This window comes from Allobosea sp., from assembly GCF_035999205.1.
Taxonomy (GTDB): domain Bacteria; phylum Pseudomonadota; class Alphaproteobacteria; order Rhizobiales; family Beijerinckiaceae; genus Allobosea.
On sequence record NZ_DASYHA010000008.1, the window covers coordinates 1 to 26,121 of the forward strand.

Below are 26,121 nucleotides of genomic sequence, written 5' to 3' on the forward strand. Positions count from 1 at the left end.
ACCGGCGGCCAGGCTCGCGACCATCGTGCCCCAGGGCGCCAAGCTCACCATCGAGGTGCGCATCTCGCCCGCCGACATCGACCAGGTCAGGGCCGGCCAGCCGGCGAGGCTGCGCTTCTCCGCCTTCAACCGCAACACCACGCCCGAGATCCCCGGCAAGGTCGTCCATGTCTCGCCGGCCACGACCAAGGACCCCGCCACGGGCGCGAGCTTCTACACCAGCGAAGTCCAGATCGAGGGCGATCTCGCCGTGCTCGGGGACCGCAAGCTCCTGCCCGGGATGCCCGTCGAGGTCATGATCACGACCGAGGAAAGGACAGCCCTCTCATTCCTGACGAAGCCATTCACCGACCACGCCAGCCGCGTCTTCAACGAACGCTGAGGAGGCGCGCCGCAACGGCGATTGACGGGCGGGCACGCCGGCGATGCCGGTGAGACGGAGAACACGGAGCTCAACAACTGCTGGGACACGCGCCGCGATGGTGCGTGTCCTCCCGCTCTTGCCGATGGCGTCACTCTGCCGGAAATTCGCCTTGGTGACGGCGTCCGGCACCAGCGCCCTCTTGAACGATCGGGATAGGCGCGCTCTCGATGGCGATGGATGGGATGATCGCCGGCGGTCCGACGGCTCGGCCGCCGGCGTCGCAGGCACCGTTGGCCACGGCTTTTTGCGCCGGGCGTTGCTTTCCCCCGGATCGGCAGTCTAATGCACCCTGATTCCAGGAGTTGCTGTCGATGTCATCCAAGATCATCCCTGTCGTGATGTGCGGCGGCGCCGGAACGCGTCTATGGCCAGTGTCGCGCGACACGATGCCCAAGCAATTCATCCCGCTGCTCGGCCAGGAGTCGACATTCCAGCGGACGATGCGGCTCCTGTCGGACGCGTCCGTCTTCGACCAGGCCATCGTCGTGACCAATGCGGAGTATCGTTTCACGGTGCTCGACCAGCTCCAGATGATCGGGGTCAAGGCCCAGATCGTGCTCGAGCCCGTTCGCCGGGATTCTGCGGCCGCCGTGGCCACGGCTACCGAATTGGCGCTCGCTCGCGACGAGCGCGCGGTCGTGGGGGTCTTCGCCGCCGATCACGTCGTCCAGGACGGCGCGCTCTTCGTCGAGACATGCCGGCAGGCGGGCGTGGTCGCGGCGCAGGGGCGGATCGTGACCATCGGCATCCCGCCGACCGGCCCGGCGACCGGTTATGGCTATATCCGCCCGGGCACCGAGATCGGAGACGGGGCCCGGAAGGTTGCCGCCTTCGTCGAGAAGCCGGACGCGGCGCGCGCGGCGCAGTATCTGCTCGACGGCTATCTCTGGAATTCCGGCAACTTCATCTTCGACGCGGTCACGATGCGAGCCGAACTCGATGCGTTTGAGCCGGAGATCATTGCGCCCGTGGCGGATGCCGTCGCCAACGCCAAGCGGGACCTTGATTTCCTGCTTCTGGACGCGGATTCCTTTGCCAAGGCCAAGAAGATTTCCATCGACTACGCCGTGATGGAACGGACGCAGAAGGCGGCCGTCGTCGCCGGGCATTTCGGCTGGTCCGATGTCGGTGGCTGGGCGGCCGTATGGGAGCTCTCGCAGAAGCAGGAAAACGGCAACGCGATCGACGGGCGCGGCTATGTGCTGAACGGCGCCAACAACCTCATTCGGTCGGAGGAAGCCCTGGTCGCAGTGATCGGCCTCGACGATATCGCGGTGGTTTCGACGCGCGATGCCGTGCTGGTGACGCGCAAGGCCGAGGCCGACAAGGTCAAGGACATGGTCGCGCTGATCACCGCCAAGGGTGAATCCGAGGCCGGTGCCCATCGTGAGGTCCAGCGGCCCTGGGGCAAGTATCTGTCGATCGACATCGGCGTGCGCCATCAGGTCAAGCGCATCACGGTGAAGCCCGGCGGCGTGCTCTCCCTCCAGAAGCATTTTCACCGCGCCGAGCACTGGGTCGTGGTGCGCGGCACCGCCGAGGTGACGCGCAACGAGGAGGTCATCGTCGTGCACGAGAACGAGTCGATCTATCTTCCGATCGGCTGCGTCCACCGCATGGCCAATCCCGGCAAGATCCCGCTCGAAATCATCGAGGTCCAGGTCGGTTCGTATCTGGGCGAGGATGACATCATCCGGATCGAAGACATCTACAGGCGAGCCTGAGATGGCGAGCCTCAAATTTGGAACCTCGGGCCTTCGCGGACTCGTGACCGAGCTGGTCGGCCTGCCGGCCTACAGCCATGTCCGCGCCTTCTGCGCGATGATAGGCGAGGATGGTGCGGCCGGGGCCGGCGGCGAGGTGCTGATCGGGCAGGATTTGCGCTCGTCGAGCCCGTTGATCGCGGCCCAATGCGCCCGTGCGATCACTGACGCCGGCCTCGTGCCGGTGGATTGCGGCGCGATTCCGACGCCGGCGCTGGCATTGGCAGCCGCGAGAATGGGGGCGCCCGCGATCATGGTCACGGGCAGCCATATTCCGGACGACCGGAACGGCCTCAAATTTTACCGCGGCCAGGGCGAGATCGACAAGACGGATGAGGCTCGGATCCTCGCCTGGCACGCGAAGCTCGCTCTGTCCGTGGTCCCTGCCGAGCCGGCCTCGGCGCGCGCATTTGATGCCCTGGCGGCTTACCGCGCGCGATATGTCGACTTTTTCGGTGGCGAGGCCCTGCAGGGCCTCACTGTCGGCGTCTACCAGCATTCCTCGGTTGGGCGCGACGTGATCTGCGACCTGCTGGCCGCTCTCGGTGCCAACCCCGTCGCGCTCGGCCGTGCCGATCATTTCATCCCGGTCGACACCGAGGCCCTGCGCCCCGAGGACGAGGTCCTTGCAAGGGAGTGGGCCGGTGAACAGCGGCTCGATGCCATCGTCTCGACCGACGGCGATGCGGATCGGCCGCTTGTCGCTGACGAGACGGGCCTTTTCCTGCGCGGCGATCTCGTCGGTGTGCTGACGGCGGCCTTCCTGGACGCGGACGCCATCGTGACGCCCGTGACCTCGAATTCGGCGCTAGAGCGCCTGGGGCTGTTCCGGCAGGTGGTGCGCACCAGGGTCGGCTCCCCCTATGTCATCGCCGGCATGGCGGAGGCTGCGGCAGCCGGTGCGCGGCTCGTCGTCGGCTTCGAGGCCAATGGCGGCGTGCTGCTCGGCTCCGACGTCGATCGGGACGGGCACAGCCTCGCCGCCTTGCCGACGCGCGATGCGATGCTGCCGATCCTGGCCACGTTGGCGCTTTCGGCGAGCCTGCGAAAGCCGCTCGGCCGGCTTGCCGCCGAGCAGGGCTTCGCCGTCGCCTTGTCGAACCGGCTGCAGGAGGTGCCGCAGGAGCGGACCGCCGCGCTGATCGCGCGGCTCGACGATGAAGACCCGGCCTATCGCGATGCCGTCTTTGCCAGCCATGGCGCCGTCGCGGCCCGCGACGGGCGCGATGGCCTGCGCCTCACGCTCGGTGACGGCAGCACGATCCATTTCCGGGCATCGGGCAACGCGCCGGAGCTGCGCGTCTATGTCGAGGCGCCGGACCCGGATGCCGCGATGGCACTCTTGCAGGAAGGGCTGGAGTTCGCGCGGACGGCCACCTCCCGCGAAGCCGGCAATCCTCAATAGGCACCGGTCGGAAGTGGGGAGAGGTTCGACGCGGCGCCGCTCGACGGATCTTGAGCGCCAACAGGCTGTGAACCGCTTGCGGCTGGGCTATTCGAAAGCGACGACATGACTGACAGCATTCGGGATGAGCTCGCCGGCACGCTGTTGCGACGGCTGGAGGATGGCAGCTTCAAGGTTGGCATCATCGGCCTGGGATATGTCGGCCTGCCGCTCGCCCTGGCCGTCGCGCGCGCCGGTTTCGCGGTCGTCGGCTTTGACATCAATACGACGCGCGTGCGCGAACTCAACCAGGGGCATCCCGGCATCAAGCATATCGCTGCCGCCGAACTCGCTTCAGCGATCGAGGCGAGGCGCTTCTCGGCGACGGACGACTTCTCGCGCCTGGACGAGCCCGATGGTTTGGTGATCTGCGTGCCGACGCCGCTGACCCGCAATCGCGAACCTGATCTGAGCTTTGTCGTCAGGACGGCGGAAGCGATCGCTAAACAGCTGCGCAAGGGTCAGATCATAGTTCTTGAGTCCACGACCTATCCGGGGACGACCGAGGAGGTGATCAAGCCGATCCTCGAGCGGACCGGTCTGAAAAGTGGGGTGGACTTCTATCTCGCCTTCTCGCCGGAGCGGGAGGATCCGGGCAATCCTCATTTCGAGACCGCTTCGATCCCGAAGGTCGTCGGTGGGGACGATCCGGAGGCGCTGCGGATCGCGCAGGCCTTCTACGGGAAGTTCATCGTGAAGACGGTCGCCGTCTCGTCGACGGCCACGGCTGAGGCGGTCAAGCTGACCGAGAACATCTTCCGCTCGGTCAATATCGCGCTCGTCAACGAGCTCAAGCTCATCTACGCGGCCATGGGCATCGACGTCTGGGAGGTGATCGAGGCCGCCAAGACCAAGCCGTTCGGCTACATGCCGTTCTATCCCGGTCCCGGCCTGGGCGGGCACTGCATCCCCATCGACCCGTTCTACCTGTCCTGGAAGGCGCGCGAATTCGACATCACGGCGCGCTTCATCGAGCTCGCGGGCGAAATCAACACGGCCATGCCGCGCCATGTCGTCGACAGGCTGGCGCAGGAACTCGACCGGCGTTTCGGGCGCGGCCTGAACGGAGCCAAAATTCTTGTCATCGGTGTCGCCTACAAGAAGAACGTCGACGATATGCGGGAGAGCCCGTCATTGCGGCTGATCGAGCTCTTCGAGCAGCGCGGCGCGAGCGTCGACTATCACGACCCCCACGTCCCGGTGATCCCTCCAACCCGCGAGCACGCCGCGCTGGCAGGGCGTCGCAGCGTCGGCATCGCGGCGGGCGTCGTGGCCGAGTACGATGCCTTGCTCATCGCGACGGATCATGACGTCGTCGACTACAAGGCCCTGGTCGCGGAAGCGAAACTCGTCGTCGACACGCGCAACGCCTGCGCGCGCAGCGGCGCCTTGGCCGACAACGTCGCCAAGGCATGAGGGCGTTGATCGAACGAAGGTGTATCGTCTGCCTCTGGAGCGATGAGGCGGCTTAAATTGGCGCGGACCCGGTTTGTATGGTTGCGGCCTGCCCTCGAGAGCTCGTGTTTTCCGCTTGAGTCGGGACGGGATTGCGAGGATGTGCCGGGTGCCGTTGCCGCCGTGGTGATGCGGTTTGAACAATTGCCTCCCGCGACCGGATGTGTGATTGGCAACGCAACTGCTGCAGGTGGCGTTCAGTCGCGCAAGCGATGGCCACTGAACATTGTCAGGCTGGTGCGATTTTGATCCCCGCCGCAACTGGAGGTCGGTATGGATAGGTCTGGGGTTGGCAAGGTCGCGCTCATTACGGGCGTGACAGGGCAGGACGGCGCATATCTTTCCGAGCTGCTGCTCGAGAAGGGTTACATCGTCCACGGCGTCAAGCGCCGCTCCTCCTCCTTCAATTCCGGCCGCATCGAGCACCTCTATCAGGATCCGCACGAGAAGGATCCGCGATTCATCCTCCATTACGGCGACATGACGGATTCGACGAATCTGATCCGCATCATCCAGGAGGTTCAGCCCGACGAGATCTACAACCTCGCCGCCCAGAGCCATGTCCAAGTCTCGTTCGAGACGCCGGAATACACGTCGAATGCCGACGCCACCGGAACGTTGCGCCTGCTTGAAGCCATCCGCCTGCTGGGCCTAACCAAGAAGACGCGCTTCTACCAGGCGTCGACATCTGAGCTCTATGGCAAGGTCCAGGAGATCCCGCAGAGCGAGAAGACGCCGTTTTATCCGCGCAGCCCCTATGCGGCTGCGAAGCTGTACGCTTACTGGATCGTGGTAAACTACCGCGAGGCCTATGGCATGCATGCCTCGAACGGCATCCTGTTCAACCATGAGAGCCCGCTGCGCGGCGAGACCTTCGTCACCCGCAAGATCACGCGCGCCATCGCGGCGATGCATCTCGGCTATCAGGACAAGCTTTATCTCGGCAATCTCGACGCCAAGCGCGACTGGGGCCATGCCCGGGAGTATGTCCGCGGCATGTGGCTGATGCTGCAGCAGGACGAGCCCGACGATTATGTGCTCGCCACCGGCGAGACCACGATGGTGCGTGACTTCGTCAGCCACGGCTTCAAGCAGGTTGGGATCGACGTCGTCTGGCAGGGCGAGGGCGTCGACGAGAAGGGCATCGACGCGAGAACCGGCAAGGTTCTGATCGAGATCGACCCGCGCTATTTCCGGCCGACCGAGGTCGAACTTCTGATTGGCGATGCGACCAAGGCGCACACCAAGCTCGGTTGGAAGCACGACACTAAATGGCAGCAGCTCTGCGAGGAGATGGTGGCGTCCGATCTGAAGGTGGTCGAGCAGGAGCGTCGTCGCAATGGCGAGTGAGGCGTCTTTCGATCTGACGGGCAAGCGCGTCTGGGTCGCCGGCCATCGCGGCATGGTGGGGGCGGCACTGGTGCGCCGCCTTCAGGGCGAGGCGTGCCAGATCGTCACGGCCGGACGCAGCGATGTCGACCTGCTGCGCCAGGACCAGACTGAAAGCTGGCTCGCGAAGAACAAGCCGGATGTCGTGATCGTCGCGGCCGCCAAGGTCGGCGGTATCCTCGCCAACGACACCTTCCCGGCGGACTTCCTCTACCAAAACCTGATGATCGAGGCGAACATCGTCGAGGCCTCGCGCCAGGCCGGCGTCGGCAAGCTGCTCTTCCTCGGTTCGAGCTGCATCTATCCCAAGCTCGCTCCGCAGCCTATCCAGGAGGATTCGCTGCTGACCGGACCACTCGAGCCGACCAACGAGTGGTACGCGATCGCCAAGATCGCCGGCATCAAGCTCGCGCAGTCCTATCGCAAGCAGTATGGTTGCGATTACATCTCGGCGATGCCGACCAATCTGTACGGCCCGGAGGACAATTTCGACCTCCAGTCGAGCCATGTCATGCCGGCGCTGTTGCGTAAGGCGCATGAGGCCAAGCAGCGTGGCGACAAGCAGATCGCGATCTGGGGCACAGGCACGCCGCGGCGCGAGTTCCTCCATGTCGACGACTGCGCCGACGGGCTCGTCCATCTGCTGAAGCACTATTCGGGCTTCGAGCACGTCAACATCGGTTCCGGTGATGATGTTACGATCCTCGAACTGACCGAGGCGGTCTGTGAGGTCGTCGGCTTCAAGGGCGAGATCGTCAATGACACGACCAAGCCCGACGGAACGCCGCGCAAGCTGATGAGTGCCGACCGGCTGCGGGCCATGGGCTGGGCGCCGAAGATCGCGCTGAAGGACGGCATCGCCCAGACCTACCAGTGGTTCTTGGCCAATCGGGCGTAGCGCGACTCCGAGGCGACTTGACGGAGAGCAGGCCGCCACACGCTTGTCCGCTCTTTGCCGCCCGACCCCGGAAAATTGCCGGGGTGGAGACGCCATATGGGGCGCCTCTCTTTTGCCGACGCGCGCGAGGCAGCAGACCAACTGCGATCATGCTGCGCGATGGCGCGGCATCATGACCAAGTTCACGGCGTCGTTGTGCTGAAGTTGCGGCCTCGTCGGCGGCTGCGCTTGGAAACGACTACGCCGCCTTGGGCGGCGCAGCCCATTCGCCAAAGAACAGGCGCGACGTCAGAGGGTTCGTGCGGAGAATGGCCGAGCCAACGATACTGAATGCAACCGCGGCGGCAACCGGAGGGAACCAGCCAAGTGCATAGAAATGGAGGGCATAGATGTCGAGCGAGCGCCTGCCGAGGAACGCGCCTGCCGAAACGATTCGAGCCGGAGCATGCTGCACGATCAGGCGCGCCATCTCGACAAATGCCAGGGTTCCGGCGAAGCCGACCAGATAGTGGAAAGCGGCATTGTAGACGCGTGGGTGAAGCACCTGGGGCAAATAGCCAACGAGCGGCGAGGCTTCGGTGCGATGCCAGAACGGCACCAGCACAACGAATAGGGCGAATGCTAAGAGGCGAGCCGCATTACTGATCCCGGCCGGGCGCCACATGGCAAAAAGCACGCCTGCGAGAAAATATGGAAGCAAGAGCCGCGTCAGGTAGATGCCCGATATGCTCGATAGTTTCGAGCCTGGCCAGAAGGAGAGGAGCAGGACTGCGCCGAAAGCCAAGGGAACCAGGCGCAGAGGACTAACCTTCGTCGAACGTCCCATATGCCAAGCGAGCAAGCCGGCCGCTGCCAAGGCCAGCACGCTATGACATTGGAACAATATCCACAGAAACCAGAGCGCGTTGTCCGGCTGCGAAACGACGAGCAGCAGCCATCTGCCGAGATCGTTCGTGGTCGTCTGTTGAAAGTAGAATGACACCACCGCCCAAGCAAAAAAAGGTATCAGCAGGCGGGAGGCCGATCGGCCGAGGGAGTCGATGAAGACCGAAGGGTTGGCGCCGGCTGTCAGGCGTTTCGAGAACGTGATCGCCGCAACCATGCCTGAAACGAATATGAACATAGGCATGTGAAAGGCGTAGATTACGCGAAACGGCAAGTTTTCGTCGAAATTCGGCCCAACAGATTGCAGCGTGTGTCCCGCCGCGACTGTCAGAATTGCCATTCCTTTCAGGAAATCAAGGAAAATATCGCGCCTATACTGCAAATTATAGCCTGCTATTAGATTGCCGGTCGGGTGTATCAAGTCGGTAGGGGTTCCAGGGGCGGGTGGCAGTCCAATTCCGCTTGCCACTGTATTCCACCTGTAGCGGCGTAGCCGTTATGTCGGGTTTAAGGAAGTGGGCAGCGTTGCCTCCACTGACCGTTACGTTCGCGGTCGAATGCAACCTCGTACTCGATCGCGGACAGTCCAGCACCGCTCCGCCTCAAGGCGTTGAGCCAAGCAACGTTGGCGCCGTCCGGGCAGGCGCCAACGCGCACGGCTATGTGTGGCATCGCCGATGAGCAATTCGCTCTGTAAGAGGCCCCATTCGGACGCGGCACAAGCTTACGCAAGATCGGCCGGAACGCGTAACATTGACCAGAGCGCAGAGGGCGCTCGACTTGTCTTGGTGCGTGCGATCAAGCCTATCGCAATGCTGTCGCGGAGCGTAGCGGTTTGCGAAGGATTGATGCGCAGTCGAGACCGTCAACGCCCCACCCCTCGGCTCTGCCCTGAATCTTCTGATCTACGACCTCCAGTCCAGCTTTCTGCGCGTATTGTTGCATCAGGCGCGCGGACATATCAGATCGCGTTCCGGTATTCGTCGCCCAATCGCTGTCGGGCGCCACTTCTCCGAAGTTTGAGTGATGGAGAAATGCCATGCCGCCCTCTTTCAGCGCGCGGGCGATATCGCTGACGTAGTCATTGACGATCAACTTATCAAAATGAACCATCGAGTCCCACGAATAAACGAGCGATATCGAGGCGTCTTGGATCATGCTTATATTGTTGCCTTTTGTTACGTAGTAGAAGAATTTAGCCTTATTCTTCTTGGTTCCAAATCTGTCGCGGCAGGCTTCAATGCATGACTGATTGATATCAATCAAATGGATCTCGTCTGCATGATGAGATAGCATCTCTGAATTTCTGCCATGACCGCATGCGAGATCAACGACAGAAGAAAAATCAAAGTCTTTTATGAGAGGATATATGATCTGATTCCATTGCAATTGCATCGCCGGTTCAGCATCTATGAAATAGCCCTTGCTCACATCGTGTGAGTAGCCGCATTGCAGAGCGGTCTTCCATTTCACGATTTGTTGTATTGCCGTGTCGATCTCGCTACAGGGCGATTTTGCGATGCGGTCAAATTCGGGGCCTGCCCTATCCATGATTGGGGCAGAAAAGGCGTGAACCGCATGGCCGCCCTTATTGATATCATGAGCATCGACCAGCGCGCGAGATTGGGCCGACAAGTGCCCCCCGACTTTAAGTGCTGAGATTAGATCAATCCAACGGTCAATGTCGCGGGGCTTTTCGTTGATTGAGCGGCATATGCGCTGAAACTTGTACTCCAGAAACCTGGTGCGGATAAAAGTACTAATCATGAACTCATTTTCCAAAAAGGATCTATCGTTAGATAGAATACGCTCATGACTGAAATGTCAACGCGCCATCTTTAAGATTAAATCTCGAGCGGCGGCGTTAAGGTGGGGATTTATGTTAGATATAAACTTAACTTGATTGACATTACGGGTAGTTAAATTTGATTAGTAGAAATATATTGCCAATCTTCGAATGTTGTAAATTTTAATAGTAGGTCAATTCGTAATGTAGGTTAAATTAAAATTATAAAAGTAATCAATGAAGCAATATGTAATATGTTAATTCCAAATATTGTCAGCCTATTCAACTTAAAATATAGAAAAGTAGTCGTATTACTGTAAGTAAAATTATCCATGGCACGCTCTGGTTGAGGCCGTTGCACCAGGTTGATCATCCATCGTTCAAAGTAGAAGCAATGGCGCGATCCAAAAAGCGCGCCATTGATCGCTCTCCGCTGTCCACCTGCAATCGAGCCGCAATGCGTTGATAGAGGGCCGGGTCGTTGATCAACCTTGAAATGGCGTCCGCGAGCGAGTCTGCGTCCACTCGGCGGGCCAAAAGCCCCGTCTCACCGTCGCGGACTTGCTCGATCAGGCCGCCCACAGGCGTGGACACCACAGGGACCCCCGCCCCGAAAGCCGCGGCAGCGACCCCTGACTGGCTTGCCTCCACATGCGACAAGATTACGGCATGCGCTTCCGCGAGCGCCGCCGCGATTTCGTCCGCTGCCAGCCAGCGATTGACGACCTTTGCTCCCAAGGCAGCGAGCCTGCTGCTGGTCACATCCAGCGAGCCCTCGCCGTAAATGTGTGGCTCGATGAGGAGGCCTTGCTTCTGGAGGCGCTCGACCGCGTCAACAAAGAGCGACAGGCCCTTGTAGGGCATGATGCGTCCTAGGAAGAGCGCTTTGAACGGCTCTTGTTGCTTTGGGAGTGCGCGCGTCCGCGAGGGGGCTCCATACGCAAAGTCAGGGTGAAACAAAGTAGTGAGCCGTTCTTGCGGTACGCGTTTCGTTTTCAGGAGCTGCTGCGCGACGGATTCGCTCAATGTGAAAACGCGATCGGCCGTGCGCAGCGGAACATCGAGAAGAGGCTTCACCAGCCCGGTCATATCGCCAGGGTGCATCGAGGCATCGTGGATGATCGTGGCGTACTTGGCCCCCTGCGCTTGGATAGCGGGAGTCAGCAGCGGCGACCAAACATGTGGCATGAGCTCGATCGCGGCCACGATGCGCTCGCGTCGAACATATTCGGCCAGTTGCCGCCGCAGGCGCGGAACGCGCCAGAGGTCGAGCAGGGCTCCTGGTCCGCGCGAAAAGGTGTCGATCGGAAGAAGCCGGATTCCCATGGCTTCGAAATCGCGGAAAGCTTCGTTTTGACGTGAGATGCTGAAGGTTGCGGCGATGTCTGGCCGATCGATCAATGTGCGCGCGGCATCGAGCGCGAACTGGGATATGGCGCCTCGGCGCCCCCAGAATGTGAAGAGAACCCGTCGTTGAGCAGGCATGCCGATTTCTTCCACGACCTCATTGCAATCTTTGTGACGCGGCGTTCGCGCATCGTCGCACATTCCGGTAGCTCACCGGCGCCCGATAACGTATTTCGCGGGATTAACGAAGGCCGGAAGCGACATCCCCCTGAGGCTGGCGCGCCGTTGGCGAGGATGGCGCCGCCTTCTTGTCCTTTGAAAGCTTCGAAGCTGGCATTGCCTCGCCGAGTCGCGCATAGCTTGCCATTAGAATTTTGAGGGCGGGGTCGGTGATCATGGGGTTGGTCGGTTTCATGCCGCGTAACAGGGCGTAAATGACTCAAGCTTTGCTCGCCTCGACTCGCCAGGTTCTCTATCGCGGGCTGGCTTGCGGATTGCGCATCGCGGCTTCCTTCGCGGGCGTGCTTTCTCCGCGCGTGAAAGGAAGTTGCGCTTATCTCGCTGGCTTGATCGATCAGAAGCGATACGCAGAGGTCGATGCCCTGTTCGGACACGTGCTGAGAAAGTTGTCTCGCCGAATTCGTTCGACGTCTGGCCGCCGACGGACCGCCTCCGGCAAAGCGGTAGTGATCGACGCCGCTACCGAACGGTTCGACGCAGCCGGCGACATCGTTGGCAAGGAGGCGTGGACCTATCCGAGCGACGATGCAGCGCGGTTGGTCAGCGTGATCATCCCCTGCTTCAACTATGGTGCGTATCTCGAAGAGGCGATTGCCTCCGTCCGCGCCCAGACGATCAGTTCATGTGAAATCATCATCGTGGATGACGGCTCGACAGATCCTGCCACCCACGCCGTCCTGGATCGGCTATCGAGTGATCCCGCCTTGCGGCTCGTTCGACAGGACAATCAGGGTTTGCCTTCGGCGCGCAACAACGGCATCGCGATCGCCCGCGGTGAATACATCTGTTGCCTTGATGCCGACGATCTCATTGAGCCGACCTATCTTGAGTGTGCAATCAGCATTTTTTGCGCGGATACCTCCGCCGGATTTGTATATTCTCATGTCCGCATGTTCGGCGATGTTTCCGATGTCTGGGAGACGGGCGAGTTCGACATTCAGCAGGCGCTGTTCGGGAATTTCACTTCGGTCAGCGCAGTGTTTCGCCGCGACGACTGGCGGGAAGTCGGTGGGTATTCCCCCGTCATGCGCGGTGGGTTTGAAGACTGGGAATTCTGGATTCGCCTGAGCACGCTCGGGCGCCGTGGCCGCGTTGTTCACCATCCTCTTTTCCTGCACCGACGCCATGGAAGGACGATGACACACGATGCCAAGGATCGGCAGGAGGAGTTGCAGGCGCGAATCCGAACACTCAACCCGCAGATTTTCGAGAGTACCGCCCTGCGCCGGCGCATCGGCCAGGTCGTCGGAAAGCCGATCGACGATGCCTATCCTTTTGCGCAACTGACCTCTGCGATTGCCGAGCCGAACAAGCCGGGATTGCTCGTGGTGTTGCCTTGGCTGCGGCGAGGCGGAGCCGAATTGCTCATGCACTCCGTCCTTCGCGGTTGTCTGCCGGACTGGCACGTCACCATCGTCACGACAGAAGACGATCCTCATCTGATGACGGACGAGTTCAAAACCGTCACCGGGGAGATTTTTCACCTCCACGGGACGATCGATCCGAAAGATCGGCTAACATTCCTTCGACATCTCGCCGTGTCGCGTGGTGTCACCCATGTACTCGCCAGCAGTTCGGCCTGGTTCCTGTCGAGCTTGTCTCGTTTCAAGGACGGCGAGATGGCACATGTCCGGGTTGCAAACATTCTGCACAATGAGGTCCCGGATTCGGTGTTCCGAGCCGCTGTCGCGGCTGGCTCGACGCTCGATCGGCACATTGCGGTGTCGCGCCGGACAGCACAGGCCTTGCTCGCAGCCGATGTCCCCTCGCAACGGATCAGCGAGATCGAAAACGGCATCGACCCCGACGCTTGGCAAGGGGCAGTCGCCCAGCGTGCCATGACCAGAAAGGGTCTTGGAATCTGCGACGCCGACAAGCTTCTCATATGGATCGGGCGTTTTGCACCCGAGAAGAGGCCGGAGGCCTTTGTCGATGTTGTGGCCGCATTGCGTGAGAACGGCGGCTACCGTGGCCTCATGATCGGCGAGGGCCCTCTGGAGAAATCTGTCGATTCCGCCATCGCCAAACGCGGGCTTGCCGCGCATGTCGAACGGCTGGGTCATCGGGCTCGCGATGAGGTCGGGGCGCTCGTCGCCGCTGCGGACATGCTGGTCCTCACCTCGGCCTTCGAGGGGATGCCGCTGGTCGTGCTCGAGGCACTGGCGGTTGGCTGTCCCGTCGCCGCGACCGACGTCGGCGACATCTCCAGCGTCGTGCAGGCGGGTATCAACGGCGTTCTGGTCGACCCCGCTCAACCTTCGGCCCTGGCCGGGGCCGTCGCATCGTTCATGTCTGGGTTCGAGGGGGATGATAGGCGCGCTCGGATCCGGGAGCAGTTCGTCAAAGGGCCCCATACGCTCGCGACGATGCAGGCGCTCTATGTTCAAATGCTGAAGGCGCTTTGACACCCGCGGCATGCGACAGGGCGGGCGCGTGGACCTTGATCATCGGGTTGTTTCGTGATGCTTGCCCGCAGACATCATACGGGATGACGGAATGACCATTCTAGTGACCGGCGGGGCTGGCTACATCGGCAGCCACATGGTGCTTGAACTGCGCGATCGGGGCGAACAGGTCCTGGTCCTGGATAACCTGTCGACCGGGCGGCGCGCAGCGGTTCCTTCCGACGTGCCTCTCGTGATTGGCGACGTGGGCGATTTCGAAAGCGTTCTGAGACTGCTGCGGGATCATCGGGTCCGTTCGATCATCCATTTCGCCGCCCGGATCATCGTACCGGAATCGGTTGCCGATCCTCTGGGTTATTACCTTGAGAATACGATGAAGACCCGCGCGCTGATTGCAGCAGCCGTTGCCGCCGATGTGCGCGAGTTCATCTTTTCGTCGACCGCAGCGGTCTACGGCGATGCTCCGCCGAGACCCCTCGACGAAACGGAGCCGACCAACCCTCTCTCGCCCTACGGCTCGTCGAAGCTGATGAGCGAATGGATCTTGCGCGACACCGCCCGAGCGCATGGGCTTCGCTATGCGATCCTCCGGTATTTCAACGTGGCCGGCGCCGATCCGGCTGGGCGGGCTGGGCAATCGAACCCCAATGCCACGCATTTGATCAAGGTCGCCTTGCAGGCGGCCCTGGGCGAGCGCCCTCATATGGAAGTGTTCGGGCAGGACTATCCGACGCCGGACGGTACCGGCGTGCGCGACTATATCCATGTCTCGGATCTTGCCAGCGCCCATGCTGCCGTTCTCGACAAACTGCGCGACCGCTCCGAAAATCTGCTGGTGAATGCCGGTTATGGCCGTGGCTACTCCGTGAGGGACGTCATCCGTTCGGTGAAATCGGTAACAGGCGTCGATTTCGAGGTTCGCCAAAATCCTCGCCGCCCAGGTGACCCGCCTTCGGTCGTGGCCGATTCGTCTCTGTTGCGACGCGACGTGGGCTGGGAACCCAGGCACGACGATCTCGACACTATCATTCGCCACGCTTATGACTGGGAGCGTCGACGCCCGTACTAGCAGGGAGCCAAAGGCGGCCTCCCAGCCGTCGCGGTTGACATCAACCCTTGAGCGGTATTGAGAGGCTGCCTTCCCGATTTGTGGGGATGGCGGCGACGAGACGCCGAGCCATCGGTTCATTGAGCGAATTCGGAGCAACACTGTTTTGCCCAAGGAGATGACGGTCATCTCGCCCGATCGCCGGGACGAGGATTATTGGCGCGATCTCTGGCGCGAGAGGGAGCTGTTCTATTTCCTCGCCTGGCGTGACCTGCTCGTACGCTACAAGCAGACGATTATCGGTGTGGCCTGGACGGTGCTTCGTCCGCTTGCCTCGATTCTGGTCTACACCTTCGTCTTCGGCATCCTGGCGCAACTCCCGTCAGAGGGCGTGCCTTATACGCTCGTGGTGCTGACGGGCCTCTTGCCCTGGCAACTGTTCTCCCTCGTCCTGATCGTCTCGAGCGACAGCCTGCTGTCAAACTCGCATCTGGTCCAGAAGGTCTATTTCCCGCGGCTGGTCATTCCCCTGAGCTCGGTCGTCGTCTGTGTGGTGGACCACCTTATTTCCTTCCTGCTGGTCTTCGGGCTGATGCTCTGGTTCGGCGTGTGGCCGAAGCCACAATTCCTTCTGTTGCCCTTCGTCACCCTGCTCGCTGTGGCCTGCGCGCTTGGGGTAGGCCTGATCGCTGCTGCGCTGAACACCCGCTATCGCGACCTGAGGCAACTGATCCCGATTCTGCTTCAGGTCGGCGTCTTTATCTGCCCGGTGGCCTATCTCACCAGCCTCGTCTCCCCGAAATGGCAGATGATCTACGCGCTGAACCCGATGGTCGGCATCATCGACGCCTTCCGCTGGTGCATCCTTGGACGCACGGACATCATCTACCCCCCGAGCATTCTGGTTTCGATCGTCTTTGCAGTCGTGTCGGTCGTGATCGGCATCAAGGTCTTCCGCAAGATGGAAGACTCGTTCCCGGACATGATGTGAGCCATGGAATACGCGCTCAGAGTCGAGAATCTCGGCAAGCTCTACGCCATCAACCGCGGTGGCTCGCCGTCGGCGGGTTCCGTTCGCGAGCAATTGGCACGAGGCGTCGACCGCCTGCTCGGCCGCAAGCGCGAAGCCGAAATCGCCTATCCGATCACCGAGGCGGAGGCCGACGCGGCTGCGGCCCGGCAGAAGGAGTTTTGGGCGCTGAAGGATGTCAGCTTCGACGTCCCGGCGGGCGAGCGCATCGGCATCATCGGCGCCAACGGCGCTGGGAAATCGACGCTGCTCAAAATTCTGAGTCGGGTCACCTCGCCCACCGAAGGGCGCGTCGAGATTCGCGGCAAGGTGGCCAGCTTGCTCGAAGTGGGAACCGGATTCCATCCCGAACTGACGGGGCGGGAGAACATCTTCCTCAACGGCGCGATCCTCGGCATGCCGAGGACGGAGATCCGCCGGAAGTTCGACCAGATCGTCGATTTCTCGGGCGTCGAAAAGTTCATCGACACGCCTGTGAAGCATTATTCGAGCGGCATGTATGTCCGGCTCGCCTTCTCGGTGTCGGCCTGGCTCGATCCCGACATCCTCATCCTCGACGAGGTCCTGGCCGTCGGTGACCAGGGCTTCCAAAAGAAGTGCGAAGAGCGGATGCGGGAGCTGACAAAGGACGGGCGGACCGTTCTGTTCGTCAGCCATTCCATGGCGACGGTGAACCAGATGTGCCAGAAGGCGCTCTATCTGGAGAATGGGCGCGTCGTTTCCTACGGGCCCGTGGTCGATATGACCCGGGACTACAATCGCGACGTCATCGAACAGATCGAGACCGCACAGGCCGAGAAATTCGGCTCGGAATGGCGCTGGCACCGTGCGTGCTTCGATCTGCCGGACAACAGAATCGAGGTCCTGAGCGAGCATCCCGGCGCCGTGGAATGCCTGGGCGGTGAAGCAGCCTCCCCAAGCGGCGAGGTCACGGAACTGATCCCGATTGATCGGCCTACTCACTTCACGGTGCGTTATCGGGTGACGCGTGACCTGGAACGCCCACTAATCCCGACCTTCAATTTCTATGATGAAGTTGGAACGATCATATTCGTCGCTCTCCCTGAGACAACGATGCCCGGCGCTGCCGGCGACTATGCGGTCACCTGCGAGTTGCCCGCGTTCCTGCTGAACACGGGGCGCTTCACGGTCAACGCCAATCTCAGCGATTTCCGCGACGACCGAACCACTTATTTCGGCGTCGTTTCCGCATTTCGTATCGAGATCGACGAGCCATCCGATGACGTCGATATGCGACGCCACGGCTTCCGCGCGCCGCTACCCGGCAGTTTTCGTCCGAGGCTGCGTATAGCGCCAGCGGAGAGGCCTGGATCGCAGGTGGTCCCCAAGGCCGGTCTCCGGGCTTCGCGAGCCTGAGAGACCACAGACAGCAGCGGATTGAGCTAGGTCAGGCTTTGGCGCGCGAGCGTTCGATCAGCGGCGTCAGCGCTTCGAAATAGCTCGCCGATTGTCCGACCGGAAACCGCCGCAGCTCCGCAGGCAGGATCTGCAGATCCTCGGCGTCGAAGCGCACGCCGTGCCAGAGCAGGGTTCGGTGCCCGGCGACAAGCATCGTGCCGTCGAAGCCGTGGAACAGCGCCGTCTGATAGGTCAGCGGCTTGACCTCATGGGGGAGATAGCTCGCAAGCCCGGCCTTCTGACTCAGATCTGACCGGACGAAAATGCCGTTCAGCTCGGTGGCCGCCGCCAGCACGTAGCCCTTCTCGAGGCCCAGCTTGTGTAGAGCCGCGAGCGAGCAACCGTGGTGAACGGACGCATCGTCGGCCTGGGCGAACAGGATCTCGGCGGGGATCGTCGGATTGTATTCGACGACGACGATCGCTGGACGACGGCTCTCGAAACCCGCCCACACATGGTAATCGGTGCCGTCGATGTCGATCGACAACACCACAATCTCGCTCGGCGCCCCTGCGCGATCGAGGATGGCATCCAGACCGTCAGCCCCTCGACTACGCACGAAGGCGTTGACGCATGCGATGTCGGGGCGGGCAGCATACCCTCGCACCAGGTCGCCGTGCCGGTCCTTCTCGCCTTCGATGAAGCAGCCGGAATAGCCACGATCGGCAAGCGCGGCACAGTTCGAAAGATGGCGCCCGTCCCAGGCACCGAATTCGACGAAGTAGCCGGTCGGAAGTTCGAGCGCCTTGAGCAGGTGCTCGAGAATCCCATCCTCGCCGCACTGTGAATGCACGTCGCGAGCCCAGTCCAGGAAATGGGGACGGGGACGCAGATCTTCGCGGTCCAGAAGGTAGGGCTTCAAAGGTGATGTCCTCAGGCTGTCGAAAGGGCACAATCGCGCCTGCGCAGCGTTGCTCCCCAAAGCCGCATTTGCTACACGGAGCGGCCTCGTGGCAAGCGGGCAGGCTGCCGCGATCGCCCTGTGACGATCTGGCGATGATGACATGCGGCGAGCCATCGAGGGTTATCGGATAACATAATGCTTCTCAACTATCGCTGGATAAAGGACGCCACCGGCGCATTGGACATCGACTTTGTTAGGCCGCTGGCTCGACATTTCGGAATCGAGACCTTCATCGAGACAGGCACCTACCGCGGGGACACACTCGCGGCGATGCGCAATGCTTTTTCTCGGCTTGTTTCGGTTGAGTTGTCGCAAGACTTCGCCAGGGCAGCGCAACTCCGCTTTGCGGATGATGCCGCAATCAGCGTCATTGAGGCAGACTCGGCTCACGGGCTTCAGCTCGCATTCGATGTCGTCGGCGATGCCCCGGCGCTGATCTGGCTGGATGCCCACTACAGCGGTGGTCCGACCGCAAGAGGTGACGGCAATACGCCGATCCTGGCCGAGATCGATCAGATCATCGGTAGACGGCATGGCCGCGACATCGTCCTCATCGATGACGCGCGCCTGTTCTGGCCGCATCCTGAAGGCTTCCTCGCTCATGACACCTTGTCGGGTTACCCAATGCTCAGCGAGGTGGCTGACAAGTTCGAGCCCTCGCTATCGCAGTATGACGTCTTTTTCTTTGGCGATGCGTTGGCCGCATTTCCAAAAGGCCGACTTGAGCCTAGCGAAGTGCTGCTGGCCTGCACGCGCAGCCGGCTCGCCCCTCCGGCAGGGCCCGTGGATCGGCAGATCGAATCGGCGATCAGTTCGGCCGCTTCTGCTGAACGCGCTGCTCTCGCCAACGTCGCTGCTCTCATCGAATCCCAGCGCGACTATGGGCTCGGCGGTCACTACTATTACTGGCGAGGGCTGTTGCGCGAGACCGAAGCGGATTTGGCAGGCGCCGCAGCCGACTTCGACTTTGCCGCACAGTGCGCCGTCGTGCCGAGCGAGCGCAGGATCACAAAACCGACCTGATGCGGCGCGAAACGACTTGGCTTGACGGCATCGAGGCTTTACAGGCCTGCCCCTTAGTTCAGACAGGATAATCCATCCATGGCCGGGCGTTTCGGTCGCCTCGTGAGGCGTGTACCTGCGCTGTTCAGTTCGACGCGTCAGCTTGCAGGCAAGAATGCAGAACTCGAGGGCAGGCTATCGGCCTTGAGTGAAGAGGTCCAACGGCTCAGCCTCGTCGAAGCGGAATTTAACCGCTGGCGCGAGCTTGAGTCCATCGTGAAGCCGTTGCTGGAGTTGTCGGCGTCCGAGCGCCAGAAAATCCTGTCGACGGATCGAGGGCAATACGACGTCGGTACTCAGAACTCGCAGATTCGCGACCGATGGGTCGCGCAGGTGCTGGCGGGCATGCCGGCAGGCTGGCGGCTGCTCGACGCGGGTGCAGGCGAATGCCAGTACAAGAAGCACTGTGGCCACCTCGACTATGTCGCGCAGGACGTCGCAGTCTATGATGCGACAAATTCAGTCGGTTTCCAAAACCCCGGTTGGAGCTTCTCGCAAATCGACATTGTCTGCGATATTGTCGATATACCTGAGCCAGACGCCTCTTTCGATGCTGTCCTCTGCACCGAGGTTCTCGAACATCTGCCCGATCCTGTTCGCGCCCTCGACGAGCTCGTGCGTCTGCTCAAGCCAGGCGGAGTGCTGGTGACGACGGCTCCATTCTGGAGCATGACGCATCAGGCGCCCTTCCATTTCGCGACCGGTTTCAACCGGTTCTTCTATGAGCATCACTACGAGCGCTTGGGGCTCGACATCGTCGAGTTGACACCCAACGGCAACTACTTCGAGAGCGTCGGCCAGGAAGTGAGGCGTCTCAATGAAATGGCGCAGAAATTTGCCGATACAAAGCTCGACGGGTATGAGGTCTATGCGGTTCAGATGGTGCTGGCGCTCGTGCAAAGGCTCGCCGCGCTCGATAACGGCAGCGACGCCATGCTGAACCATGACCTTCAGGTCCGCGCCGTTAAGCGCAGGAATGGTTGAAGCACTGCCATGTCCACAATCACCGTTCGCCTGATCGGCGGGCTCGGCAACCAGCTGTTCCAATATGCGGCGGCGCGCGCGCTTGGCTTGCGCCGCTCAGCGCAGGTGAAACTCGACCTGTCCGGTTTCGAGAGCTATGGCCTGCGCCGCTACGAACTCGGAGCCTATCCGATCGCCGCAGCCGTGGCGACGGCGAGCGAATTGGCGGCCGTCGGGGCGGACAAGCCTGCGCCGCGACTTCTCGGGCGCGTGATCGGTCGTCTGAAGCCCCGATCCGCGCATCACTATCGCGAACCACATTACCGCTATGATCCGCAACTGGCCCAGCAGCCCCTGCCGATGTTGATGGACGGCTACTGGCAGAGCGAGCTGTATTTCGCCGATATTGCCGGCGTGCTGCGGCTGGAGCTGACCCCGAGCGATCCGCTCGAGCCCTCCAATGCCGAAGTCGCTGACAAGATTGGTCGGAGTAACGCCGTCTCGCTTCACGTTCGTCGCGGCGACTACGTCAGCAACGCCCATACGAACTCCTATCATGGGGTGTGCTCGCTCGATTATTATCGTGCCGCCATTGCGCATATCCAGGCGAGAGTCGCAGGCGCCCATCTCTTCGTCTTCTCGGACGACCATGACTGGACGCGCGAAAACCTGAAATTCGATCTCCCCATGACCTATGTCACGGCCAATACCGCCGACAGAGGTTTCCGCGACCTGCAATTGATGTCGCTGTGCAAGCATCACGTCATCGCGAACTCCTCCTTCAGCTGGTGGGGCGCCTGGCTCAATCCATCGGCAGACAAGATCGTTGTCGCGCCCTCTCGCTGGTTTGCCGGTGGCGAAAACGATACGCGCGACCTGCTGCCTGCAAGTTGGGTGCGTCTGTGAGCCTGCCGACCGTCAGCGTCATCATGTCGGTCTATAATGGGGCCGAGCTGGCGCCGGCTGCGGTCCGGTGCATTCTCGATCAGAGCTTCGCCGATTTCGAACTGATCGCGATCGACAACGGCTCGTTCAAGGACGATACGCGCGCCGTCCTGAACCGGATTGTCAACGAAACGGGTGACCGGCGGCTGCGGGTCGTCGAACTCGACCAGAACATCGGCCTCGCCGGCGCACTCAATCACGGCATCGGCCTGGCTCGAGGGCGTTATATCGCGCGCCAGGACCATGACGACCTGTCCGCGCCGACCCGGCTGGAGAAACAGGTCCGCTTTCTCGATGCAAATCCAGGCTGCGGTCTTCTGGGCACGCGCGCCGAGATCTGGGTCGGAGATGAACCGACCGGCCGCTATCATGACCATCCCCTCGACAACGGCACACTCCAGGTCGATCTCTTGGTCAACAACCCGTTCGTGCACTCATCCGTCATGCTGCGCCGCAGCGCGCTGGACGAGGTCGGGCTCTACACGATGGACCCGCGGCGTCAGCCGCCCGAAGATTTCGAACTGTGGTCGCGCATCGCGCGGGCTTTCGAGGTTGCCAACCTTCCGGAGCGGCTCCTGGCTTATCGAGAGATGCCCGCGAGCATGTCGCGCGACGGTGCCAACCCGTTTCTCGAGAAGCTGCTGCTGCTTTGCGCGGAGAACATCGCCTGGTGGAATGGGCTGGAGAGGCCCGACCAATCCTGCCGTGACGCGGCCGCCCTGCTTCACGCTGCATACGAGCACGTGTCGTTGACGGCGGACATCGCAGCGATCTGTGCACGTGTGGACGGGGCCTGCGCCGCTATCGCCACCAAGTTCGGCTCGGCGGATGTCGATCCACGCCGCGAGCAGGTTCTGGCCAATCTGCGCCATCACTTCATGCACGCTCGCAAGTTGCCCGACTGGACGAAGTCGCTGATATCCCTCAGCCGAAATCTCCCCGTACCGGCTGCCTTGAAGAACTGGGCGAAAGCCCGCCTTTCACGATAATTTCGAAGAGTCGAGCCACCATGCGCCTCTTGCTCGCCTGTGAGTTCTACTATCCGAGCCGCGGCGGCGTGCAGGAGGTCATGCGTCAGCTCGCTGAGCGCTTCGTGGCGGCGGGACACGACGTGACCGTCTGCACGTCACGCCTGATCGAGCGCGATTCCAAAATCCACAATGGCGTGAAGATCGAAGAGTTCGACATTGCCGGGAACCGTGCCAATGGTCTCAGAGGCGAGACCGAGCGCTATGTGAAGTATCTCAAGGCTTTTGACGGCGACGCGATCCTCATCAAGGCCGCTCAACAATGGACTTTCGATGCGGCATGGCCGGCACTTGATGAGATCAAGGCGCGCAAAGTTTTTATCCCTTGCGGGTTTTCAGGCCTCTATGTGCCTGATTACAAGACGTATTTCGAGGAGCTTCCGGCCATCCTGGCCAAGTTTGACCGCCTGATCTTCTATGCCGAGCGCTATCGCGACGTTGATTTCGCACGGGCTCACGGGCTGGAACAACTGTCGTTCCTGCCCAACGGCGCCAGCGACATCGAGTTCGCCATGCCGCCCAAACCCGGCATTCGCGCCAGGCTCGGCATCCCTGACGACGCACTCGTCGTCGCCACTGTTGGCACGCCGATCAATGCGAAGGGTCACAGCGAGCTGGCACAAGCCTTCGCACGCCTCGATCCAAAGGGACGGACCCTTGCCCTGATCCTGAATGGCCAGTGGCCGCTGCCTCCTGCACCGCCGGAGACAAGCTGCGAGCAGGAACTCGGCGGCGACGACAACTCGGACGGCGCCGATTCCACGCCCCCGTTGGTGATTGCGAATTCGCCTGAGGCGCATCGTGATCCAGCCAGCGGGCTGTCCGCCATCGTCTCGCGCGCCCTGCGCATGCTCCAGAAGTACGGCCTCAAGGCGTTCGCGATCCGGACCGGACAATGGATTTTCTACCGCACGATGTGGGTCCTGCGTGGACTTGCCAGCCCATTCTTGCGTCTCTCTCACGCCTTGCATCGGAAGGTTCGCGAGGTCGTCACCCCTGATCGCCCGCTGCCGCCGCTGCCCAAAACGATCGAAGATTACATTGCGGAAGCCTCGGCGCAGCCCGACAAAATGGTCATCAAAACGAATCTCCCCAGGGCCGAGTTGATCGAGACCTTCTTCGCGGCTGATCTCTTCGTGTTCGCCTCGAACATCGAATACTCGCCGCTAGTACTCTTCGAGGCTGGTGCGGCCGGTCTGCCCTATCTGACGGTTCCGGTCGGCAATTCTGACGAGATCATTCGTTGGACCGGCGGTGGCGAGCTGTGCCCTGCGGACAAGGACGAGCGCGGTTATACGCGCGTCGATCCCATCGTCCTCGCGGAACGCATCCAGGTCCTGCTCGATGATCCGGAGCGGCGGCGGCAACTTGGCGAGGCGGGGCGCGCCTCCTGGCGCGACACTTACAACTGGGCCGCGATCGCGCCCAGATATGAAGCGATCCTGCGAGGCGACAGCGGGCAGGGCGTAGAGGGCCTTTCTGGCTCCTCCCTCGCGAAAGGCACGTCATGACAGTTCCGCCAACGGCGCCCGATCCGGCCCCTCAAGGTCCGCTGCGGACGGCACTTGCGCGTTTCAAAGGAGCCGTTCTCAGGTACGCTCTGCAGGCGTCGGGAGAAAGGCAATATATTGAGCGGACTTTAGCAGAAAAGCAGTATGTCGAAAGCGCTCTGGCCGAGCGCGATTTCGTCGAGCGGTGCCTCGCCAATCGGAATCGCATTTCCGAAATCATGCACCTGCCGGCCTATGTCGACAACGTATTGACTGAACGATACTGGCTCGAAGATGCTCTTCGAGAGAAGGACTTTGTCACTCGGGCGCTTGACCAGCGGCGCGGCGAAGCGCGTGCCACTGGGCAGTTCGATGCTGACCTCGCCGAGTTCCGGGCCAAGGACCAGACTGCCGGCAAGCGCTTTCATATCAGCGACGAAGACCTGCTGCCCCAACTTGCCGACCGGACGGAGAGCACTCCCTTTGACCGGCATTATCTGTACCACCCCGCCTGGGCAGCGCGCATTCTCGAGACGACAAGACCGAAGGAGCATGTCGATATCGGCTCCATCCTTCAGTTCGCGACGATAACCTCGGCCTTCATACCGACGACGTTCTTCGACTTCCGGCCTGCCCCGCTCGAACTGACAGGCCTTTCATCCAGCGCGGCAGATCTCACCGCCTTGCCGTTCCCCGACGGTTCGATCTCCTCGCTCTCATGCATGCACGTGCTCGAACATATCGGCCTCGGCCGCTATGGCGACCCGATCGATCCCGATGGCGACCTGAAGGCCATTCGCGAGCTCGTTCGTGTGCTGGCACCGGGAGGGAATCTTCTGGTCGTGACGCCTGTCGGTCGCAAGCGCATCCAGTTCAATGCGCACCGCATCTATGACCACGAAGAATTCGCCTCCTACTTCGCGCCGCTGGAGCTCGTCGAGTTCGCATTGATCGAGGAGTTCGGAGAGCGCGGCCCGATCACGAACCCGCCGGCGGAACTGGCGCGCGCTCAATCCTACGGATGCGGTTGCTTCTGGCTGCGGCGAAAGGCATGACAGCGGCCCGTAGCCTTGCCTGCCGCACATCCGAAAACCAACGAAAGCTCTCTTCATGACAGCCAGCCGACAGCCGCTGTTTCCTTTCGAGAAGACGCTCGCCGGACGTAGGCATTTGGTCACGGGCCACACCGGATTCACGGGCGGCTGGCTCACGCTTTGGCTAAAGCTGATCGGCGCCGACGTCACCGGTTTGGCGCTCGATCCCTATACCACGCCGAATCTGTTCTCGGCGGCTTCCGTGGCCGACGGCATCTCATCGGTCATCGGTGATATCCGCGATGCCGAGACGGTGAGGGACGCGGTCGCACGAGCGGCTCCGGAGGTGATCTTCCATTTGGCGGCACAGCCGCTGGTCTCGCGCGCGTTTGAAGATCCTCTCGAAAGCTTCGCTACGAACGTGCTGGGCACGGCCCATGTCCTCGAAGCAGCCCGCATGACACCGTCCGTGAAAGCAGTCGTCTGTATCACGACGGACAAGGTCTATGCGGATCAGGGCTGGCACTGGGGATACCGCGAGACCGATGCCCTTGGAGGCAAGGACCCTTACAGCGCATCAAAGGCTTGCACGGAGATCGTGGCGGCATCCTATCGTGCCACCTTGGCCGCTCGCGGCAACGGGGTGCGGATCGCGACGGCGCGCGGTGGTAACATCATTGGAGGCGGGGACTGGTCCGACAACCGGATCGTCCCGGATTTCGTTCGCGCCACCCTGGCCGGCCAGGGCCTGACCATCCGGAATCCCGAAGCAATCCGCCCATGGCAGCACGTGCTGGCTCTGGTGCACGGCTACATGGTTCTGGCGCATAATTTGTTGACGGTCCCGGATACGGACGCGAACTGGAATTTCGGTCCTCGCAGCGACGAGATGAAGCCGGTCTCCGAGTTGCTCGAAGCCTTGCAGGGCCGGTGGAAGGCGATCCCGATTACGATCACCCCAGGAGCCTTCCCCGAGACGCATTTCCTGCATCTCGACAGCACCAAGGCCCGCCGCGTATTGGGGTGGAAGCCACCGGTCGAGTTCGCGGATACGGTTGCCTTGACGGTGGATTGGTATCGTAGGCAGTCGGAGGCGCCCTCCAAAACGCGCGAGATCACGCTTGAGCAGATTTCAGGTTATCGCGCCGGGCTTCGTGCATAG

The 26,121-nt window shown here is 61.6% G+C and carries 20 protein-coding genes and 1 pseudogene; 17 read left to right on the forward strand and 4 right to left on the reverse strand.

The window, feature by feature from the left end; genetic code table 11:
- The 6 genes and pseudogenes from VGN82_RS01265 to fcl all read left to right on the forward strand — a co-directional run.
- Positions 1–382 (forward strand): annotated as a pseudogene (locus tag VGN82_RS01265) (HlyD family type I secretion periplasmic adaptor subunit); the annotation flags it as partial.
- 353 nt (positions 383–735) lie between these two features.
- A complete protein-coding gene (locus VGN82_RS01270; protein WP_327525168.1) occupies positions 736–2,148 on the forward strand; it encodes a mannose-1-phosphate guanylyltransferase/mannose-6-phosphate isomerase in 1,413 nt (470 codons plus the stop codon).
- Between the two features lies 1 nt (position 2,149).
- The gene (locus VGN82_RS01275) at positions 2,150–3,592 is read left to right on the forward strand and encodes a phosphomannomutase (protein ID WP_327525169.1); all 1,443 of its coding nucleotides are present in this window, start codon (positions 2,150–2,152) and stop codon (positions 3,590–3,592) included.
- A 105-nt stretch (positions 3,593–3,697) separates the two neighbouring features.
- Complete coding sequence (locus VGN82_RS01280) at positions 3,698–5,047, forward strand: nucleotide sugar dehydrogenase (protein ID WP_327525170.1); 1,350 nt, start codon at positions 3,698–3,700, stop codon at positions 5,045–5,047.
- 312 nt (positions 5,048–5,359) lie between these two features.
- Positions 5,360–6,436: a GDP-mannose 4,6-dehydratase gene (gene gmd / locus VGN82_RS01285; RefSeq protein WP_327525171.1), complete on the forward strand. Its 1,077-nt coding sequence runs from the start codon at positions 5,360–5,362 to the stop codon at positions 6,434–6,436.
- Entirely contained in the window at positions 6,426–7,373 is a 948-nt protein-coding gene (gene fcl, locus VGN82_RS01290; RefSeq protein ID WP_327525172.1) for a GDP-L-fucose synthase, read from the forward strand. Before gmd ends, fcl begins: the two co-directional genes overlap by 11 nt.
- Before the next feature lie 238 nt (positions 7,374–7,611).
- On the opposite strand, the gene VGN82_RS01295 is transcribed toward fcl, so the two are convergent.
- From VGN82_RS01295 to VGN82_RS01305, 3 genes are all read right to left on the reverse strand, one after another.
- Positions 7,612–8,640, reverse strand: a complete 1,029-nt coding sequence (locus tag VGN82_RS01295) for an acyltransferase (protein ID WP_327525173.1) — start codon at positions 8,638–8,640, stop codon at positions 7,612–7,614.
- 422 nt (positions 8,641–9,062) lie between these two features.
- On the reverse strand, positions 9,063–10,025 hold the full coding sequence (locus tag VGN82_RS01300) for a class I SAM-dependent methyltransferase (protein WP_327525174.1): 963 nt from the start codon (positions 10,023–10,025) through the stop codon (positions 9,063–9,065).
- Between the two features lie 388 nt (positions 10,026–10,413).
- Positions 10,414–11,592: a glycosyltransferase family 4 protein gene (locus tag VGN82_RS01305; RefSeq protein WP_327525175.1), complete on the reverse strand. Its 1,179-nt coding sequence runs from the start codon at positions 11,590–11,592 to the stop codon at positions 10,414–10,416.
- A 233-nt stretch (positions 11,593–11,825) separates the two neighbouring features.
- Here VGN82_RS01305 and VGN82_RS01310 point away from each other — a divergent pair, with 233 nt between their 5' ends.
- The 4 genes from VGN82_RS01310 to VGN82_RS01325 all read left to right on the forward strand — a co-directional run bounded on the left by VGN82_RS01310 (position 11,826) and on the right by VGN82_RS01325 (position 17,491).
- The gene (locus VGN82_RS01310) at positions 11,826–14,036 is read left to right on the forward strand and encodes a glycosyltransferase (protein ID WP_327525176.1); all 2,211 of its coding nucleotides are present in this window, start codon (positions 11,826–11,828) and stop codon (positions 14,034–14,036) included.
- Positions 14,037–14,127: 91 nt separating this feature from the next.
- Complete coding sequence (gene galE / locus VGN82_RS01315) at positions 14,128–15,105, forward strand: UDP-glucose 4-epimerase GalE (RefSeq protein WP_327525177.1); 978 nt, start codon at positions 14,128–14,130, stop codon at positions 15,103–15,105.
- 145 nt (positions 15,106–15,250) lie between these two features.
- Positions 15,251–16,075, forward strand: coding sequence for an ABC transporter permease (locus tag VGN82_RS01320; protein WP_327525178.1), 825 nt, complete (start codon positions 15,251–15,253; stop codon positions 16,073–16,075).
- Positions 16,076–16,078: 3 nt separating this feature from the next.
- Positions 16,079–17,491, forward strand: a complete 1,413-nt coding sequence (locus tag VGN82_RS01325) for an ABC transporter ATP-binding protein (protein WP_327525179.1) — start codon at positions 16,079–16,081, stop codon at positions 17,489–17,491.
- Positions 17,492–17,522: 31 nt separating this feature from the next.
- Here VGN82_RS01325 and VGN82_RS01330 read toward each other — a convergent pair whose 3' ends face one another.
- On the reverse strand, positions 17,523–18,395 hold the full coding sequence (locus VGN82_RS01330; protein ID WP_327525180.1) for a hypothetical protein: 873 nt from the start codon (positions 18,393–18,395) through the stop codon (positions 17,523–17,525).
- A 177-nt stretch (positions 18,396–18,572) separates the two neighbouring features.
- Here VGN82_RS01330 and VGN82_RS01335 point away from each other — a divergent pair, with 177 nt between their 5' ends.
- The 7 genes from VGN82_RS01335 (at position 18,573) to rfbG (ending at position 26,121) form a co-directional block, all read left to right on the forward strand.
- Positions 18,573–19,460 carry a hypothetical protein gene (locus VGN82_RS01335; RefSeq protein ID WP_327525181.1) on the forward strand — a complete coding sequence of 296 codons (888 nt, stop codon included), beginning with the start codon at positions 18,573–18,575 and terminating at the stop codon, positions 19,458–19,460.
- A 78-nt stretch (positions 19,461–19,538) separates the two neighbouring features.
- Positions 19,539–20,483 (forward strand): class I SAM-dependent methyltransferase, encoded by a 945-nt coding sequence (locus VGN82_RS01340; protein ID WP_327525182.1) that lies wholly within the window; start codon positions 19,539–19,541, stop codon positions 20,481–20,483.
- 9 nt (positions 20,484–20,492) lie between these two features.
- Positions 20,493–21,368 carry an alpha-1,2-fucosyltransferase gene (locus tag VGN82_RS01345; RefSeq protein ID WP_327525183.1) on the forward strand — a complete coding sequence of 292 codons (876 nt, stop codon included), beginning with the start codon at positions 20,493–20,495 and terminating at the stop codon, positions 21,366–21,368.
- The gene (locus VGN82_RS01350) at positions 21,365–22,396 is read left to right on the forward strand and encodes a glycosyltransferase family 2 protein (RefSeq protein ID WP_327525184.1); all 1,032 of its coding nucleotides are present in this window, start codon (positions 21,365–21,367) and stop codon (positions 22,394–22,396) included. The genes VGN82_RS01345 and VGN82_RS01350 overlap by 4 nt, the downstream gene beginning before the upstream one ends.
- Positions 22,397–22,416: 20 nt before the next feature.
- On the forward strand, positions 22,417–23,946 hold the full coding sequence (locus tag VGN82_RS01355) for a glycosyltransferase family 4 protein (RefSeq protein WP_327525185.1): 1,530 nt from the start codon (positions 22,417–22,419) through the stop codon (positions 23,944–23,946).
- Complete coding sequence (locus VGN82_RS01360) at positions 23,943–24,980, forward strand: DUF268 domain-containing protein (protein WP_327525186.1); 1,038 nt, start codon at positions 23,943–23,945, stop codon at positions 24,978–24,980. Before VGN82_RS01355 ends, VGN82_RS01360 begins: the two co-directional genes overlap by 4 nt.
- A gap of 55 nt (positions 24,981–25,035) precedes the next feature.
- Positions 25,036–26,121, forward strand: a complete 1,086-nt coding sequence (gene rfbG / locus VGN82_RS01365) for a CDP-glucose 4,6-dehydratase (RefSeq protein ID WP_327525187.1) — start codon at positions 25,036–25,038, stop codon at positions 26,119–26,121.

Bases quoted from the DNA above. Each gene is read 5' to 3' on its own strand.
- VGN82_RS01270 (WP_327525168.1), top strand. From the start codon at position 736: ATGTCATCCAAGATCATCCCTGTCGTGATGTGCGGCGGCGCCGGAACG.
- VGN82_RS01275 (WP_327525169.1), top strand. From the start codon at position 2,150: ATGGCGAGCCTCAAATTTGGAACCTCGGGCCTTCGCGGACTCGTGACC.
- VGN82_RS01280 (WP_327525170.1), top strand. From the start codon at position 3,698: ATGACTGACAGCATTCGGGATGAGCTCGCCGGCACGCTGTTGCGACGG.
- gmd (WP_327525171.1), top strand. From the start codon at position 5,360: ATGGATAGGTCTGGGGTTGGCAAGGTCGCGCTCATTACGGGCGTGACA.
- fcl (WP_327525172.1), top strand. From the start codon at position 6,426: ATGGCGAGTGAGGCGTCTTTCGATCTGACGGGCAAGCGCGTCTGGGTC.
- VGN82_RS01300 (WP_327525174.1), bottom strand. From the start codon at position 10,025: ATGATTAGTACTTTTATCCGCACCAGGTTTCTGGAGTACAAGTTTCAG.
- VGN82_RS01305 (WP_327525175.1), bottom strand. From the start codon at position 11,592: ATGTGCGACGATGCGCGAACGCCGCGTCACAAAGATTGCAATGAGGTC.
- VGN82_RS01310 (WP_327525176.1), top strand. From the start codon at position 11,826: ATGACTCAAGCTTTGCTCGCCTCGACTCGCCAGGTTCTCTATCGCGGG.
- galE (WP_327525177.1), top strand. From the start codon at position 14,128: ATGACCATTCTAGTGACCGGCGGGGCTGGCTACATCGGCAGCCACATG.
- VGN82_RS01325 (WP_327525179.1), top strand. From the start codon at position 16,079: ATGGAATACGCGCTCAGAGTCGAGAATCTCGGCAAGCTCTACGCCATC.
- VGN82_RS01335 (WP_327525181.1), top strand. From the start codon at position 18,573: ATGCTTCTCAACTATCGCTGGATAAAGGACGCCACCGGCGCATTGGAC.
- VGN82_RS01340 (WP_327525182.1), top strand. From the start codon at position 19,539: ATGGCCGGGCGTTTCGGTCGCCTCGTGAGGCGTGTACCTGCGCTGTTC.
- VGN82_RS01345 (WP_327525183.1), top strand. From the start codon at position 20,493: ATGTCCACAATCACCGTTCGCCTGATCGGCGGGCTCGGCAACCAGCTG.
- VGN82_RS01355 (WP_327525185.1), top strand. From the start codon at position 22,417: ATGCGCCTCTTGCTCGCCTGTGAGTTCTACTATCCGAGCCGCGGCGGC.
- VGN82_RS01360 (WP_327525186.1), top strand. From the start codon at position 23,943: ATGACAGTTCCGCCAACGGCGCCCGATCCGGCCCCTCAAGGTCCGCTG.
- rfbG (WP_327525187.1), top strand. From the start codon at position 25,036: ATGACAGCCAGCCGACAGCCGCTGTTTCCTTTCGAGAAGACGCTCGCC.